The 14,418-nt window shown below is 61.2% G+C and carries 18 protein-coding genes; 7 read left to right on the forward strand and 11 right to left on the reverse strand.

Features of this window, described 5'->3' with window-relative positions; genetic code table 11:
• Positions 1–14: 14 nt before the first annotated feature.
• Positions 15–617 carry a phosphatase PAP2 family protein gene (locus DSC91_RS02380; RefSeq protein ID WP_115776653.1) on the reverse strand — a complete coding sequence of 201 codons (603 nt, stop codon included), beginning with the start codon at positions 615–617 and terminating at the stop codon, positions 15–17.
• A gap of 301 nt (positions 618–918) precedes the next feature.
• Here DSC91_RS02380 and DSC91_RS02385 point away from each other — a divergent pair, with 301 nt between their 5' ends.
• Positions 919–1,782, forward strand: a complete 864-nt coding sequence (locus tag DSC91_RS02385) for a GNAT family N-acetyltransferase (RefSeq protein ID WP_115776654.1) — start codon at positions 919–921, stop codon at positions 1,780–1,782.
• A gap of 96 nt (positions 1,783–1,878) precedes the next feature.
• Here the strand turns inward: DSC91_RS02385 and DSC91_RS02390 are convergent, their stop codons facing one another.
• Positions 1,879–2,184, reverse strand: a complete 306-nt coding sequence (locus DSC91_RS02390; protein ID WP_115776655.1) for a panthothenate synthetase — start codon at positions 2,182–2,184, stop codon at positions 1,879–1,881.
• A gap of 180 nt (positions 2,185–2,364) precedes the next feature.
• The gene (locus DSC91_RS02395; protein ID WP_115776656.1) at positions 2,365–3,033 is read right to left on the reverse strand and encodes a methylated-DNA--[protein]-cysteine S-methyltransferase; all 669 of its coding nucleotides are present in this window, start codon (positions 3,031–3,033) and stop codon (positions 2,365–2,367) included.
• Positions 3,034–3,245: 212 nt separating this feature from the next.
• Between DSC91_RS02395 and DSC91_RS02400 the strand changes: the two genes are divergently transcribed.
• Together DSC91_RS02400 and DSC91_RS02405 are read left to right on the forward strand one after the other, a co-directional pair.
• Positions 3,246–4,610 (forward strand): leucine-rich repeat-containing protein kinase family protein, encoded by a 1,365-nt coding sequence (locus DSC91_RS02400; RefSeq protein ID WP_115776657.1) that lies wholly within the window; start codon positions 3,246–3,248, stop codon positions 4,608–4,610.
• A 61-nt stretch (positions 4,611–4,671) separates the two neighbouring features.
• A complete protein-coding gene (locus DSC91_RS02405) occupies positions 4,672–5,634 on the forward strand; it encodes a substrate-binding domain-containing protein (protein WP_115776658.1) in 963 nt (320 codons plus the stop codon).
• A gap of 71 nt (positions 5,635–5,705) precedes the next feature.
• Here DSC91_RS02405 and DSC91_RS02410 read toward each other — a convergent pair whose 3' ends face one another.
• Positions 5,706–6,548, reverse strand: coding sequence for a transposase (locus DSC91_RS02410; RefSeq protein ID WP_229758268.1), 843 nt, complete (start codon positions 6,546–6,548; stop codon positions 5,706–5,708).
• A 52-nt stretch (positions 6,549–6,600) separates the two neighbouring features.
• Entirely contained in the window at positions 6,601–6,852 is a 252-nt protein-coding gene (locus tag DSC91_RS02415) for a hypothetical protein (protein WP_308422863.1), read from the reverse strand.
• Between the two features lie 692 nt (positions 6,853–7,544).
• On the opposite strand from DSC91_RS02415, the gene DSC91_RS02425 reads away from it, so the two are divergent.
• Positions 7,545–7,754, forward strand: coding sequence for a hypothetical protein (locus DSC91_RS02425; RefSeq protein WP_115776661.1), 210 nt, complete (start codon positions 7,545–7,547; stop codon positions 7,752–7,754).
• Between the two features lie 40 nt (positions 7,755–7,794).
• Here the strand turns inward: DSC91_RS02425 and DSC91_RS02430 are convergent, their stop codons facing one another.
• From DSC91_RS02430 to DSC91_RS02440, 3 genes are all read right to left on the reverse strand, one after another.
• Positions 7,795–9,117 (reverse strand): SUMF1/EgtB/PvdO family nonheme iron enzyme, encoded by a 1,323-nt coding sequence (locus tag DSC91_RS02430; RefSeq protein ID WP_115776662.1) that lies wholly within the window; start codon positions 9,115–9,117, stop codon positions 7,795–7,797.
• 131 nt (positions 9,118–9,248) lie between these two features.
• A complete protein-coding gene (locus tag DSC91_RS02435) occupies positions 9,249–9,992 on the reverse strand; it encodes a helix-turn-helix domain-containing protein (protein ID WP_373291899.1) in 744 nt (247 codons plus the stop codon).
• Positions 9,993–10,289: 297 nt separating this feature from the next.
• On the reverse strand, positions 10,290–10,757 hold the full coding sequence (locus DSC91_RS02440) for a universal stress protein (protein ID WP_115776664.1): 468 nt from the start codon (positions 10,755–10,757) through the stop codon (positions 10,290–10,292).
• A gap of 290 nt (positions 10,758–11,047) precedes the next feature.
• On the opposite strand from DSC91_RS02440, the gene DSC91_RS02445 reads away from it, so the two are divergent.
• Positions 11,048–11,737, forward strand: a complete 690-nt coding sequence (locus tag DSC91_RS02445; protein ID WP_115776665.1) for a FadR/GntR family transcriptional regulator — start codon at positions 11,048–11,050, stop codon at positions 11,735–11,737.
• 200 nt (positions 11,738–11,937) lie between these two features.
• On the opposite strand, the gene DSC91_RS02450 is transcribed toward DSC91_RS02445, so the two are convergent.
• A complete protein-coding gene (locus tag DSC91_RS02450; RefSeq protein WP_115776666.1) occupies positions 11,938–12,531 on the reverse strand; it encodes an acyl-homoserine-lactone synthase in 594 nt (197 codons plus the stop codon).
• Positions 12,532–12,685: 154 nt separating this feature from the next.
• Here DSC91_RS02450 and DSC91_RS02455 point away from each other — a divergent pair, with 154 nt between their 5' ends.
• Positions 12,686–13,003, forward strand: a complete 318-nt coding sequence (locus DSC91_RS02455; RefSeq protein ID WP_115776667.1) for a helix-turn-helix domain-containing protein — start codon at positions 12,686–12,688, stop codon at positions 13,001–13,003.
• On the opposite strand, the gene DSC91_RS02460 is transcribed toward DSC91_RS02455, so the two are convergent.
• Together DSC91_RS02460 and DSC91_RS37310 are read right to left on the reverse strand one after the other, a co-directional pair.
• Positions 12,987–13,691, reverse strand: a complete 705-nt coding sequence (locus DSC91_RS02460) for a helix-turn-helix transcriptional regulator (RefSeq protein ID WP_115776668.1) — start codon at positions 13,689–13,691, stop codon at positions 12,987–12,989. The two genes, DSC91_RS02455 and DSC91_RS02460, sit on opposite strands and share 17 nt — an antisense overlap.
• 226 nt (positions 13,692–13,917) lie before the next feature.
• Positions 13,918–14,076, reverse strand: a complete 159-nt coding sequence (locus DSC91_RS37310) for a hypothetical protein (protein WP_162831318.1) — start codon at positions 14,074–14,076, stop codon at positions 13,918–13,920.
• A gap of 142 nt (positions 14,077–14,218) precedes the next feature.
• On the opposite strand from DSC91_RS37310, the gene DSC91_RS02465 reads away from it, so the two are divergent.
• Positions 14,219–14,362 carry a hypothetical protein gene (locus DSC91_RS02465; RefSeq protein WP_373291900.1) on the forward strand — a complete coding sequence of 48 codons (144 nt, stop codon included), beginning with the start codon at positions 14,219–14,221 and terminating at the stop codon, positions 14,360–14,362.
• The last annotated feature ends 56 nt before the right edge of the window (positions 14,363–14,418 follow it).

Below are 14,418 nucleotides of genomic sequence, written 5' to 3' on the forward strand. Positions count from 1 at the left end.
CGCTACGCGAGGCGCTACGAGGACAGCCAGCCTCGCCCGATCGGCCACGCCAGCAGCTTGCGGTACACCGTAACAAGGCCGCGTGTCATCATGGCTCCGCCAACCCGCCACAGCGGCGCGATCAGCAGGAACGTCACGCATGCCATGGCGACGGCGCCGGCCATGTCGAGCGGGAAGTGGACGCCGACAAACACGCGCGCCCACGCCACCGCGAGCCCGGCCAGCAGGATCGCCACGCCGTACCGCCTCACGCCGCCCAGCAACAAGGTCAGCGCGACGCTGGCGAAGATAGTCCCATGGTCGCTTGGGAACGACGAGTCGGGCGCGTGCTCCAGAAACGTATGGCCGATTCCGATCACGAATGGCCGGGGATGCGGCCAGACCAGGCCGACAATCTGATTGAGCCCGAGGGCAAGCAGGGTCACGCACAACGCGCGCACGGCGGCTTCGCGCTGACGCTCGGCGCCGAAGACCCATATCGCGATCAGCGACAGCGGCACAAGATAAATGACGTAGTCGGCAATCATTCTCGCCATATCGATCTGCCAGACGGGTGTAGATGGCGTGGCGTTGATCATCAGAAAGAGCGCCTGATTGAACGCTTCGAGTGTATTCATGCAGTGAGGTTTTTGAGGAACGTGTAATGAATCGTACCCTCGATCTTAGCGGACAAGGCTTAGGAGAAGCTTAGGTGCGGGCGGAAGCGATTGGCAGAATCATCCGGCGCCGGGCCGTGTAATCTGTCGATGCATGTCGGCGAACATGTCGACGGCGTAGGCGGGCATCAAAGGAGAAAGGAGATCAGAACATGGCGAAGATCGATCCGGACCGGTTGCTGACCAATCCCAAACCGCTGCGGGGCTTTGGCGCCAGAGGGCCGGGCGTCGCGCGGCTGGAACGCTTGCCGGGGCGATCGCGATGAACCCGGACGAGCATCGTGATTTTATCGTGCGCACCATGTCGGCCGACGACGTAGCCTTGTCGATCGAATGGGCTGCCGCGGAAGGATGGAACCCCGGCCTGCACGATGCCGAATGCTTTCGTGCCGGGGACCCGGATGGCTTTTTTATCGGAGCGTGGCGCGGCGAGCCGGTTGCCTGCATTTCGGCGGTTGCCTACGGCGAGCACTTCGGCTTTATCGGTCTGTATATCGTAAAGCCGGGGTTTCGCGGCAGAGGCTTTGGCATGCGCGTCTGGCAGCATGGCATGGAGTATCTGGGCAACCGCAATGTCGGACTGGACGGCGTCGTTGCCCAGCAGGCGAATTACAGAACGTCCGGTTTTCGGCTTGCGTATCGCAACATTCGCTTTCAGGGTGTCGTTCACGCCTTCGCCCAAGGTGCGTCGGGCTCGACCATTTTGAATGCGTCGGCGCTGCCGTTCGAGCGGTTGCTTGACTACGATCGCCAGTGCTTTCCCGCCGCGCGTGAGCGCTTTCTCGCCGCGTGGCTCGGCCAACCTGACGCCACTGCGCTGGCCGCGGTGCGCGACGGTCAGGTTGCGGGCTACGGTGTCCTGCGTCGTTGCAGAGCGGGAGGCAAGATCGGTCCGCTCTTCGCTGACAACGACGAGATCGCGGGCGATCTGTTCGACGCGTTGGTGGCGCGCATGCCGGGCGAGGTCATCGTCCTCGATGCGCCGGAGACCCATCCCGCCGCCGTCGCGTTGGCCGAGCGTTATGGCATGACGAGCGTCTTTGAAACCGCGCGGATGTACACGCGGGAACCGCCTGCTGTTCGAATCGAACGCGTGTTTGGCGTGACGTCATTCGAACTCGGGTGATCGGAGCAGAGGTCTGCGCCTTTGCGTGCGTTGCCGTCCGCGGTGCGTCTCATGAACCGCAGGCGGCAAGCACATTGTTTGATACGAGTGTATGCGCTACTTCCATTTTGAGCCGAGCTTATCCAGTCCGGCTTTCATGAGGTCCTCCGGCAACATGACGACGCGGAATTCGCAGTCCGCGTTGAACTTCAGAAAGAATGGTTCCGCGAGTGCGGGGATTCCCGATGGATCGTCGAGGTTCACGACGAGTACCGCGCCGCGTGCTCCGTTCTGCTCGGTGAAGTAGGCGGCTTCCGGTTTTATTTCTTCAAGTATTCTCCCTATCACTTCGCCGGCAGTGCCATCGCGCACCAGCGTGTTGAACGGTTCGTGCGGTATACGTACGTTGAGAAGCAAGCGCATGTCATCCTCCTGGTTGACGCCCAAAGGGCATCTTAAGGATAGGCGCTTTATGCTTAGGTGTAGGCGTCGATGTTGGCTTCGATCAGTTCGCGAACGCGGTCGGACTGCACGTGCGATCATCGGCCCGTCGTGCTGCGACCCGCCTCGGCATGAAAAAAGAATCCCATACCCTGCATCGGCTCAGTTGCCGAACAACGAGGTCTGCGTCCCGCAGCCTGGCGCAGGGCGTGCCGGCTTCACAGGCGTTTCCCGGACCACCGTTTCCGGCGTTGCGGTTGAAGCCGCAGTGGCAGTCGCAGTTGCAGTTGCACTTGCAGTCGTGGTTGCGGTCGCAGCGGCATTCGAATCCGCCGCCGCTTCCAGCGAAGTCTGCCCGGCTTCGAGCGACAGAAGAAACATCTTGTTCGCCAGTCCGCCGGCAAAGCCGGTGAGATCGCCGGACGCGCCGATCACGCGATGACACGGCGCCACGATGGAGATCGGATTCCTGCCGTTCGCGGCGCCCACCGCCCGCACCGCGTTGATGTTTCCGATTTGCGTAGCGATGTCCGCGTAGCTGCGCGTCTCGCCGAACGGAATCGTCAGAAGCGCCGCCCAAACTTTCTTCTGGAAGTCCGTTCCCTGGAAGTCGAGTTCAAGGTCGAACCGGTTTCTCGCTCCTGCGAAATACTCGGTCAACTGCCGCTCGGTTTCGATCAGGATCGGGCGGTCGTTGGCCTCGGCCATTTCGGGCAGGCGCACCCGGTTCGGCTTATCGTTCTCCCACAGAATGGCGGCGAGCCGGTTACCGTTTGCAACGAGCTTCAGCTCGCCGACGGGCGAATTCATGAGTCTGTATGCGTATGTCACTTTGCTGGTTTCCCGGCTGGCTGGAGGCTGAGATGGCTTCGCGCGAGGTTGAGAACGCGCTCTGCAATGGCTCCGATATTTGACAGCTTAACCTTCGCCCTCGCTGAGGTCACGCCGGATCTTGCTATCCAATTCCGCGTGCGGCCCGCGACTCAGTAGAATTGATACCCTCGGCACATCGCTTACCGGCAACTGAACTCTTCTCCACGACTGTGACAGCCACCCTCGAACAACTGCGGGCCGGACAACTGGCGGGTACGCGCCGGCTCAAACTGGCGTGCGGGCTGAGCGAATTTCCACGTGAGATTTTCGATCTGGCCGACACGCTGGAAATTCTCGACCTATCGGGCAATGCGCTCTCAACGCTGCCTGACGATTTGCCGCGGCTCGGCAAGCTGCGCATTCTCTTTGCCTCTGACAATCCCTTCACTGAATTGCCGGAAGTCCTCGGGCAGTGTTCGCAACTGAGCATGGTCGGCTTCAAGGCGAATCGCATTCGCAAGGTGTCGGGTCGATCGCTGCCGCCGCTGCTGCGCTGGCTGATCCTCACGGACAACGAGATCGCGGCACTGCCGCCGGAAATCGGCGCCTGTACGGAACTTCAGAAGCTGATGCTTGCGGGTAACCGGTTGCGCACACTGCCCGAAGAACTGGCCGCGTGCTCGCGGCTCGAACTGCTGCGTCTCGCGGCGAATCAACTCAGCGGACTGCCTGCGTGGCTGCTGCGCCTGCCGCGGCTGTCCTGGCTGGCTTTCGCCGGCAATCCGTTCAGCGAAGCGGCGGAGACGGCGGCGCTGACCGATACGCCAATTGCCGATATTCGATGGGACGAGTTGAAACTCGAACAGCAGTTAGGCGAGGGCGCGTCCGGTGTCATTTATCGTGCGGCGCTTCTTGCCCGTCATGGCGATGCGAAGAGACCGGTGGCCGTCAAGTTGTTCAAGGGCGCGGTCACGAGCGATGGGTTGCCGGACTGCGAGATGGCGGCCTGCATTCGTGCCGGCGATCATCCGAATCTGATTCCGGTGGTGGGCAAGGTGAAAGACCATCCGACGGGCGCACATGGCCTGGTGATGGAACTGATCGACCCGCAATTCACGAACCTTGCCGGACCACCGAGCCTCGAGTCATGCACGCGTGACATCTACGGCGCCGATACGCGCTTCGAGTCGGCCTCGGTGCTACGCATGGCATACGGCATGGCGTCGGCGGCGTGTCATCTGCATGGGCAAGGCGTGATGCATGGCGATCTGTATGCGCACAATATTCTGCATTGCGGGCAGGGCCGCGCGTTGCTGGGAGATTTTGGCGCGGCGTCTTTCTATGCGATTGATGATCCGGACTTGCGCTCTGCGATGCAGCGGCTGGAAGTCAGGGCATATGGTTGTCTGCTCGAGGAGTTGATCGACCGATGCGTCTGGCGGGATGCAGACGTAGCGGCGCAGCTCGTAGCGTTGAAAGAGACTTGCCTGAGCGAGGATATCGGCAGCCGGCCGCTGTTCGACGAAATCGCTTCTGTTTTGCAGCGGCTAACGAGTGCCGGCGATCGGGACGCAACGGCGGTGGCGGCGGTTTGATCCGTCGTCTGCGTGTACGCGAAGCAAGCATTCGTCCGTGTGGTTCAAGGAGAGAAAATCGATGACGCAGAGAATGCGCCGCCGCGTGCTGGTTGCCGGCACGCTTGCTGCGGCAGGCCTGACAGGCGGGGCTCGTGTCGATGCCATGCAGGGCGGCAAGCGGAAGATCGCCCTTGTGTTGAAGTCGATGACCGATCCGTTCACGGTAGCCATGACCAACGCTGCGCAAAACTATCAGCAGCACTTTGCGTCGCAGTTCGGGCTGACCATTCGCGGTACGGCAACGGAGAGCGACACTGCCGCGCAGATCCGAATGGTGGACGAGTTGATCAAGGCGAGGATGAACGCGATCGTCATCGCGCCGACGGACTCGAAGGCGCTGACAGCGATTGTGGCGCGAGGGATCAAGGCCGGCATCATCATGGTCACCATCGATAACCCGCTCGATGACGCGTCTCAGGATGCCGCCCATATCTCCGTGCCCTTCGTCGGGCCGAACAATCGCAACGGCGCGAAGCAGGTGGGCGACTATCTTGCCGGACGCCTCAAGGCCGGCGATCAGGTCGGAATCATCGAAGGCATTTCCGCCGACCGCAATGCGCAGCAACGCACGGCCGGCAGCAAGGACGCAATGAGCGCGGCCGGCATGAAGATCGTCGCCGTACAGGCCGCCGACTGGGACTACGGGAAAGGACGGGATGCCGCGTCGAAGATGTTGGGAGACTATCCGCAGATCCGTGCGTTGATGTGCGGTAACGACAATATGGCGATGGGGGCGGTGGATGCCGTTCGCGATGCGGGGAGAACCGGCGGGGTCTATGTCACCGGGTATAACGACAGCGACGCGATCAAGCCCTTGCTCGCCGACGGCCGGGTGCTCGCGACGATGAATCAGTTTGCCGATCGGCAAGCTGTGTTCGGCGTCGACGTGGCGTTGAAGGCCGTCACTGAACGCAGAAAGCAGAGCGACTTGTCGCGGTTCATTGAAACGCCGCTGCAACTGGTGACGGGCGTGGGTCGCTGAGGTAAGCAATCCATTGGATGTTGCCCCGCGGTGCCCGCGCAAACCTCACGGGCACACGCCCGATGCATGGCTCACCCGGACCGGACTTTCCGTTGCCACGGATCGCACTTCGCGGCGTTACCCTCGTCTTTATCGACACCGCTTTCCTCGTCGATCCACCGCCGGGCCCATTCGAGCGCGTACTGCTGTGCGGCCTCGAAGCTCGTGAAGCTCGGACCGATTAACCCGGAACGGGCGACTCGCTGTGCGTTCCGCACGATCTCGGCCCAGCCACGGAACCGGGCGTTCGCCACCCGATCGGCGGCCACGTACATGACGTAGCCACGCGGGTCGGAATCACGTTTGCCTTGCGAGGCGAGGCCCATCCACGGCGAGGCAGGCCGATGGATGGATTGAGGGAGTGTCATCGGGGCGCGGGGTTCGAGGCGATCGGGCACAGCATGCGAAGAATCCTGGAGCTGCCGTGCGACTTGCGTGAACGTATCCGCGGTATGGGACGGCTGGCGCGTGGCATGCGGTGTTTGCCAGGACGCCTGACTTGTCCAGTACACCTTGCGAAGGCCTTCATCCTTGGATTGACGCTCAACGGAGCGCGGTTGGGCATGTTGCGGTTTCAACAGGCCATCCGGACCGCAACGGAACGTGCGGCCGCCGTTCGAAAGAAGCCTGTGCATTTCCGCAAGAGCGCCGGTCGAACGCCACTTTTCGAACCGCGACCGGCACGTCGGCACCGAGGGATAGATGGCGGGCAACCTGGACCAGGGTTCGCCGGTCACCAGGACCCACAGCACGGCATTCGCCACGAGACGAACTTGTGCGCGAGGCCGGCCGCGCTGCCCATGGACGATGGCGTCATCCGACAGAACGGGCGCCAGCAGAAGCCACTCTTCGTTACTGATTTCGTTGAAATGCACGCTGTTTCCCCCATACCAGTTGCGTTACGCGGGTTCAATATCCCCGTTCACGCTACCCGTTGCTCATCGCCCGCGTTGCCGTGGACGACTGGACAAGGAGATCTTCGACGCAATCCGATAACTCGCAGAGCTCCTGAAATGACGCACTGTTGGCGTCCAGCAGATGATGCCGTCTGAGGTCGCGTAGTGCATTGCCGAGGCGCCGGATGGCTTCCGGATCGCTGTTCGTCAGCGGCCAGCCTTTTAGCAAATACGTCAGCGGCACGACGCTTCTGCTTTCGCACCACACATCGAATAGCTGCATGCACTTCGCGTTGATATGCTCAACCTCGTTTTCTCGCTCAGACAAATACGGAACCATGACCACGCTCAGCAACAGGACGATTGATGTATCTTCATCCTATGCGGACAGTTATCGCGGCGCTGTCAGGACATGAAGAAAGAGAGGCCGGTCAATGCTGAACTTGATGTCAGGAAATCCTTATGCGCTGCCTGCGTTTTCTCTGCTGACTCGGCGCAACGGCAGTCTGAACTGGGTGTCGATACGTTTAGATAGGGTGTTGCCGCCGAATAACCGACGCTGTATTGATCAGTGTAGCGGTCGGATTAGGGGAATCCTGACATACGAATCAGCTGTTCCTTAGCGAACAATCCGTTGCTCCCGACGGAACCGCCGCTTCCGGCACCTTACGATGGCTTCACTTGCATCATGGAGTGCAGACATCGTGGCTGAAAAATCGTTGCGTGGGCTGGTTGGAAAGCTGCTGGGCACGGAATGCCGCCAGTCGGTCCGCGTGCTGTCGATACATCGTTCGCGATCCGGCCGGACTCGTCGTGTGTGCCTCGAGGTGCAACGGCCGGCCGGTTCACTCGCCCTGTTTTTCTTTCGCCACAGCGATGGAATGTGGCATGTGTTTCCGCCCGGAGACGCTCGTCCTTCGATGAGCGCCGCCGTGTTGCCGCAGAACGGCGAGACAATGGCGAAGGAGGCAGCGCATGGCTGAAAACCTGTCGAGCGGATTTCCGCAGGACGAATCAGGTCTGCGTGCATGGATGCTGGCATGGTACGACCATGCTGTTTCGGTCGGTTTTCTCAGCCCGCCGTTCATCCTGAACGACGTGACGGCTGAACGCCTTGAGGGCTACTTCAGAGTGGGACTCACGCCGGCCGAAGGCGCGGAAGCATTTTTCGGCGTCGCGCACTGATTTCGGCACGGCGATATTCGACGCATTTCAGGCCGTCAGGCTATGGCTGATTATTCGGTACGCTTACGCACCGAAAGCCCGCATACACGTATTGGTAATGCGGCTGAAACCAGTTCCGGAAAGCCGGCCGCAACATGCATTTCGCGGTGCGCGCCGAACCGCCTTTGATCACGTAATGCTGCCCGTCGAAAAAGTTGGCGGAGTAGCCCGGATAAAACGGAAACGCTTCAAACCCCGGCAGTGCGTCGAACACGGTGGAGGTCCATTCCCAGCCGTTGCCGAATTGACCTTCCACGCCGAACGCGCTGACGTTGTCCGGATAGGCGTCCACCGGTTGCGGGTCCCAGTTGCGAAAATCGAAATTTCCCGAGGCGGCATGCGGTGCGCCGTGAGCCGCGCGCTGCCATTGCGCTTCGCTGGGTAACGTCTTGCCGGCCCAGCGGGCGTACGCGCTGGCTTCGGCGTGACTCACGTACGCCGGCCAGTCGAGCGGCAGCGGCACGTCGTCGAACATCGTGCGCAACATCCAGGCGCTGCCTCGATCGCCTCCGGTTTGCTGCGACCAGCAGGCGGGGTGCTCGATATGCTCGGCTTCCTTCCAGGCCCAATCCTTGTCCGCCCACCACGCCGGTTCGCGATAACCGCCCGCCTCGATAAACTCCCGAAACGCGCCGTTCGTCACCATATGGCGGTCGATCTCGAACGCCGGCACCTCGACGTGCATTTCGCCGAACTCGTTGTCCCAGCCGAAATGGCCGCTGTCGCGCGACATGCCGAGCACCGTTGCGCCGGCCGGCACGCTGACCATCGACGACAACGCCTGGCGCGGTTCAGGGTGCGTGAGCACCGGCTGCCGCAACCCGGTGACCTTCTGCGCAAGCGGTAGCTGATGCAGCATGTACGCGAGCGTTTCAGCATGCATCAGCCGATGCTCGATCGCGACGTTCAGCAACTGCTCGGCCGCGTCGGCGTCGGCGCCCTTGCGGCCGACGCGTGCGGAGAGCGCATCGAGTTCGCGGTCGATCTGCTCGCGGGCGCGCAACCCATAGGCGCGCACAGCCTCGAGCGAGGGCCAGTCACCGGGTTGATCGGTCGGAAAGCCGCCGTCGACAGGATCGATACCGAAGGCGAACAGCTGATCGAGGTGCGAGTCGAACGCCGGCAGATCGCACAGGCGCTGATCGAAAAGATTACGATCGAAAGCTTCCAGATGGCCGACGTAAAACACGATCCGGTGGCGCTCACGGATCGGCCGTTCGTACAGAAATTCGGGTTTGACGATGGAAAACAGTGCGTCGGTAATCTGACGCGCGTCGATCAGACGCTGGACGAGCGGGTGATGCGGGGCGGGGTCGCGATTCATTTCGCCAGGTCTCCTTGCGGGGGACGGACTAAAGACTGTACCCGCTCGCAGGAGCCATGCCAAGACGAATGCGCGCTAAAAGACGGATAGGCGGGGACGTGGCGAGGCGGGCCAGGTCCTGCGCGTATGGCTTACACCTTCTGCAAGCCTTCCAGATCGACGATCCGGATGTGTTTGCCTTGTGTGTCGACGAGGCCGCGCTTTTGAAATCTTGACAGGGTGCGGCTCACCGTTTCCAACGTCATGCCGAGGTAGCTGCCCATGTCCTCACGCGTCATGCGCAAATTGAATTCCGCCGACGAATAGCCGCGTCGCGCGTTGCGCTCCGATACGTCGAGCAGAAATGCCGCGACGCGTTCGTCCGCTGAAAGCGAGCCGAGCACCATCATCTGCCCCGCTTCGCGGACGATCTGTTCGCCTAGCAGTTTGTGCAGGCGGTCCTGCATCGAACCGATTTCGCGGCACAAGGATTTGAGGGCGGGGTAGGGAACGATGCAAACGGTGCTGTCTTCAAGGGCAACGGCGCTGCATGCATGCACGTCTTCGCCGATGCCGTCGAGACCGAGCGCTTCGCCGGCAAGGCGCAAGCCGGTGACCTGCTCGCGGCCGTCACGGTGCGCCATGACGGTTTTCATGGAGCCGGAGCGCACCGCGTAAATATTGTCGAAGCGGTCGCCGCTGCGATACAGCGCTTCGCCGCGTTGCACTGAGCGCGCGCTGCAAATGAGCGCTTCGAGTTTCGTCAGTTCGATAGGCGACAAACCTTGTGGCATGCAGAGCGCCCGCATCGAACAGCTCGAACAACGAGCGGCGGTGCGAGCGGGTGTCTTGGCCGGTGCGGCCCGGCGGCTGCCACGGGCCGGCGACGAAGTCATGGTGGAATCGGCGGCGCCGGCGGTGCGAGTCACAGCGGTAGGAGTAAGCATGTTCTGCAGCCATTTGTCAGGGTAACGACTGATTGTCCCACCCCACATGCCCCCCGTTTAGCGACAAAATGACGCGTTCGCGCAGTTGGGCGTCTTGAGCGAAGTCACACTCGCGTTGCTGCTTGTGGTTATGGACTGCTATGCATTCTGAAGAGCATGCTCTGCTCTGTTTTTTTGGATATGAAGCCCTGCGCGTGCTGCCCGACGTGGCAAGCACACGCAGTTGCAATGTGCGTCATCCTGCGCTCAGGCGCCTTCACTGATCTTGCCCGCCGCGGACGGGATCAGCAGCACCGGCAAGGTCGCCTGACGTACGCATCGCTCTGCGACGCTGCCGAGAATCAGGCGCTGAAAACCACGCCGGCCATGCGTGCCCATCACCAGCAGATCGGCGTTGAAGTCGGCGGCCGCTTTTAGAACGACCACCGAAACGTCGTCGTTCGAGGAGGCCTCATCCACGATGGACTCGCCCTTGACGCCTTGCGTTGCCATGGCCTGGGCGAATTCCGCGCAGAGTTCCTTGCCCTCTTCGACCAGGCGGTTGCGCAGATTGGACGGGTCGTAACCGGGCGCTTCGAAATACATCGGCGTGTTTTCGACGACGTAGAGCGGTTGCATGACAGCGCCGCTGGATTTCGCGAGCGCGAGCGCCGCTTCGAATGCACGGCGCGAGGTGTGGCTGCCGTCGACCGCGACAAGGATGCGTGTGTACATATCGACTCCACGTCAGAAGGATTCGGATGCCGCAGCCGTTGTGTCCGGCCGGGCACGTTGACGATTGATGACCAGTGCAAGCGTAAATGATCGCTGAAAAAGATGCGTCCCGACAGGATGTAAATCAAACACTTGTCAAATTTTGTGATAGCGGCGCTCGGCTCGGCAAGCGCCGTGTAGTAGGCGTTTGCGGCATTCCTGTTAAGCCGGAGGACAGGCGTCGAATCAAGATAGGGCCAGGTTTGCCTTACAATCGGGACCTACTCAGACAAGCTGCTTCGGCCCCGCGGATGAACGAGCGCAAAACGACGGGCTTGCCCGACAAGATCTACGGCGACATCCTCAATCGCATTCTTGACGGCGAGTACAAGGAAGGCGAGCGGCTGCCCACCGAGCATGCGCTGGCCGAACACTTTGCGACGTCACGGCCGACCGTGCGCGAAGCCCTGGCGCGCTTGCGGGCGGACGGGATCATCATGACGCGGCATGGTTCGGGCACGACGGTCGCACGGCGGCCGGACCCGGATGTGCGCCGGTTTGCGCCGCTCGAAACGCTGTCCGACATCCGCCGCTGTTATGAATTTCGCATCGTGACCGAAGCGGGCGCAGCCGAACAGGCGGCGCTCAAGGCCGACGCCGACGACATCGCCGCGATCCAGCATGCGTGGGACCAGCTGGAACGCATCATCGAAACCCGGGGTATTGGCGCCCAGGACGATTTCCTGTTCCATCTGGCGGTAGCGCGCGCCTCGAAAAACCCGTTTTTCATCACGGTCATGTCTTTTATCGAGGAGCAGATTCTGTTCAGCATGAATCTGTCGCGCAATCTGTCGCTCGTGAAGACAGTGGAGCGGCAGCGGCTCGTGCAGGCCGAACATAGGGCCGTGCTCGACGCGATCCGCCGCAAGGACGGCCCCGCAGCGGGGAAGGCGATGCGCGTGCATCTCGAGAACGCGCTCGAACGGATGTTCGGTTCCTGATTTCCCGCGTGTCTCCCCCGCGGGTCGCAAATACCAGGTAACCGGGCTGCCGGTCCGCCGCAATCGCACGGCTGCAATTGGCCCGTCGCGACGGGATCGTCCGCAACCGGATCGTCGCAACTGGATCGCTTAGACCTGACACTGCAACCGGACCACTGCAGCCGGTCCACCGCAACTGCGGCCCCAGCCGTATCCGGGTGTCAGGCGGCGGCGGCTATCGGCCCGAACAGTGCGGTGCGGGTCTTCGGACTGACCGCGATATCCAGCGCCACGGCGCGTTCCACGCCGATTTGCAGAGGTGACCCGAGCCGGCTGATCTCGATCCCGGTCTTGCGCAGCAGCCGCTCGATCGGCGTGGTGGTCACCGTGACGTAACGCGTGATGCCCATCCGGTCGGCGAACGTCACGAGCTCGTGAATCGCCTGCATCGTCAGGTCGGCAAAGCCGAAGGACTGCTCCTCACCGCCGGTTTCGATGGCAAACCGGCTCAGTTCCCAGATATGCCGCCCGACCGGCGCATCCGCGCCATGCAGCAATTGCGGGAAGGTGTCCTTCAGCATGTTCGGCCCCTCCGTCGGCATCAGGCGCCAACAGCCGCGCACGTGCCGATCGTCGCCCTGGATCAGCATGTAGTGCGGCCCGAGGGCGTCGTAGCCGTCGATCTCCATGCCTGCTATGGTCGGGATGTCCCATCCGAGCCGCCCGTGAAACACCCGCGCCCTTAATCGGTACATCTCGTTGATGTCCGCGTTGTCAAATTCCTGCCGCATTCCAATCCGAATTGCTGTTTGCATGACGTTCTCCTGAACGTGTTGGGGTACCCAATACGCAAGAAAACTTATGCATTTTGAATCGTTCTGCCACCTACCTACCTGGATAGGTGTGCATGCTTATCGGATAACGCAGAATTCGAGATAAGCCTCAGCCCTCAACCGACGGGACACAAAAATGGAACTTATCGAGAACCACTGGCAACCGCAACCCTTGGTCCAAACCCGCGCGGCAGAGCCGTCATCGGCGGTGGATCGCGTTCTGATCATTGCCTACCGCAAGAAGAAGAAGGAAAGCCAGCGCCGTTTCTGGGCGCGCTTCGGCGTCACGCAGTCGCGTGGCAGCCGGTTCGAATCGGGCGCCGAAATTCCGGCACCGGTGTCGATCCTGCTGGGCCTCTACTTCACCAAAACCGTTTCGGACGCCGACCTGGGCCGTGCCGAGCGCGTCCTGTACAGCCGCGACGCCGCAGCCTTGCTCAACCCGGGTCAATAAGCCCCAACTGCGCGGCGATCACGGCCGCCGCGCGCCGCGAGTTCATACCGAATTTCGTCCTGATGTTCTTCATGTGGAAGTTCACCACGGCTTCCGAGCAGTTCAGGATATGGGAGATTTCCCAGGTGGATTTGCCGCGCGCGGTCCATTTCAGACACTCGCGTTCGCGCGGCGTGAGCTTGGGCAATAAAGTCTGGGTATGCGTATTCAAATGGCGCTGGCTGGTATCGATCACCAGATCGCGCAATAACACCAGATTCGGCAGCGCAACGTTGACGTGACGCCAGAATGCGTCGCTCGGATTGCTGTCGTTGACGAAGCACATCATGCCGGCTTCCTGGTTCGGCCCGTGAATCGGCAACGTCACACCGGAGCGCAGGCCGTATGCGCGGGCTTCCTCGTACATCGACTGCTGCTGCGCGGTCTTAAAAATGTCCGGCGACCAGATCAGCGGCGTGGCATGCGTCGCGCAATGCGAGACTGTCGGATCGATATGGACGAGCCCCTGCTCGTCGTAGGTGCGCCGCCACGCCGGCGCATAGGTGCTCCGCACATAAGCGTCTTCAAGGCGAATCGTCGGGCGCGGCAGCATGGCGATCAAAAGCCTGTCGAAGCCCCACGTTTCGGCAAGGCCCGCGATCGCGCCGAACCATTCCGCTTCATCTGCGGCGTTCAGTAGCGGTGCCATTTCCTCGATAAAGTGTAGCGACAATTTAGTTCTCTCAGACTCGCAAACGTCCCGTTGCGGTTAATTGCGGCACGGCGATCCGCCCGGCTGTTTTATCTTCGCAATCTATCACTAAAAATTATTTAGCGAGCCGAGAGCGATTTCTAAACAAACGGCATCAGCGCTGGTTCTGCAACCCTACGAACCAATTACTCCTTATATCGGATTTGTTCAACCTGATTAACATTCACGGGTTGCTAAAGTGGGTAATTTTCTCGTAGGCGCGCTTTGGATGCTTTTGATTGGCGGCATTATTGTCAAACCAGTCCGAATGACGTTTAGGCGAAATTCCGGGAAAAACGATACCGATTTCCGGATCTGCCGTTTCCGTTTCACCCACCGCCATTCAACCACGCCGGCCCGCCGCGCTATTGTCATATAAAAGCGATGCGCTGGCTTGGCGAAGTTCACCTGCTTCACCCCCGGCTTCGGTTCGAGGTTGACAGGTGTCGCTCATGCTCAAGTTGTTTGACAACATGGTAAACCCGATGCTAACCTGGATTGCCGACATGGGGCCGATCCTGCCGCTGCTCAGTTCGACGCCGCCCGAACATCATGCGAAGATCGATCATGCGACGCAGATCCTGCTCGCATTGGAGCGTCAGTTCGCGCAGGGGTCTGTGTCGCCCTAGCTTCGATTGCGGGCGCCTGCGCCGCGCGCCGGCATGCAAGGTACAACGCGCTTCGA

The organism is Paraburkholderia caffeinilytica (genome assembly GCF_003368325.1).
GTDB classification, from domain to species: Bacteria; Pseudomonadota; Gammaproteobacteria; order Burkholderiales; family Burkholderiaceae; genus Paraburkholderia; species Paraburkholderia caffeinilytica.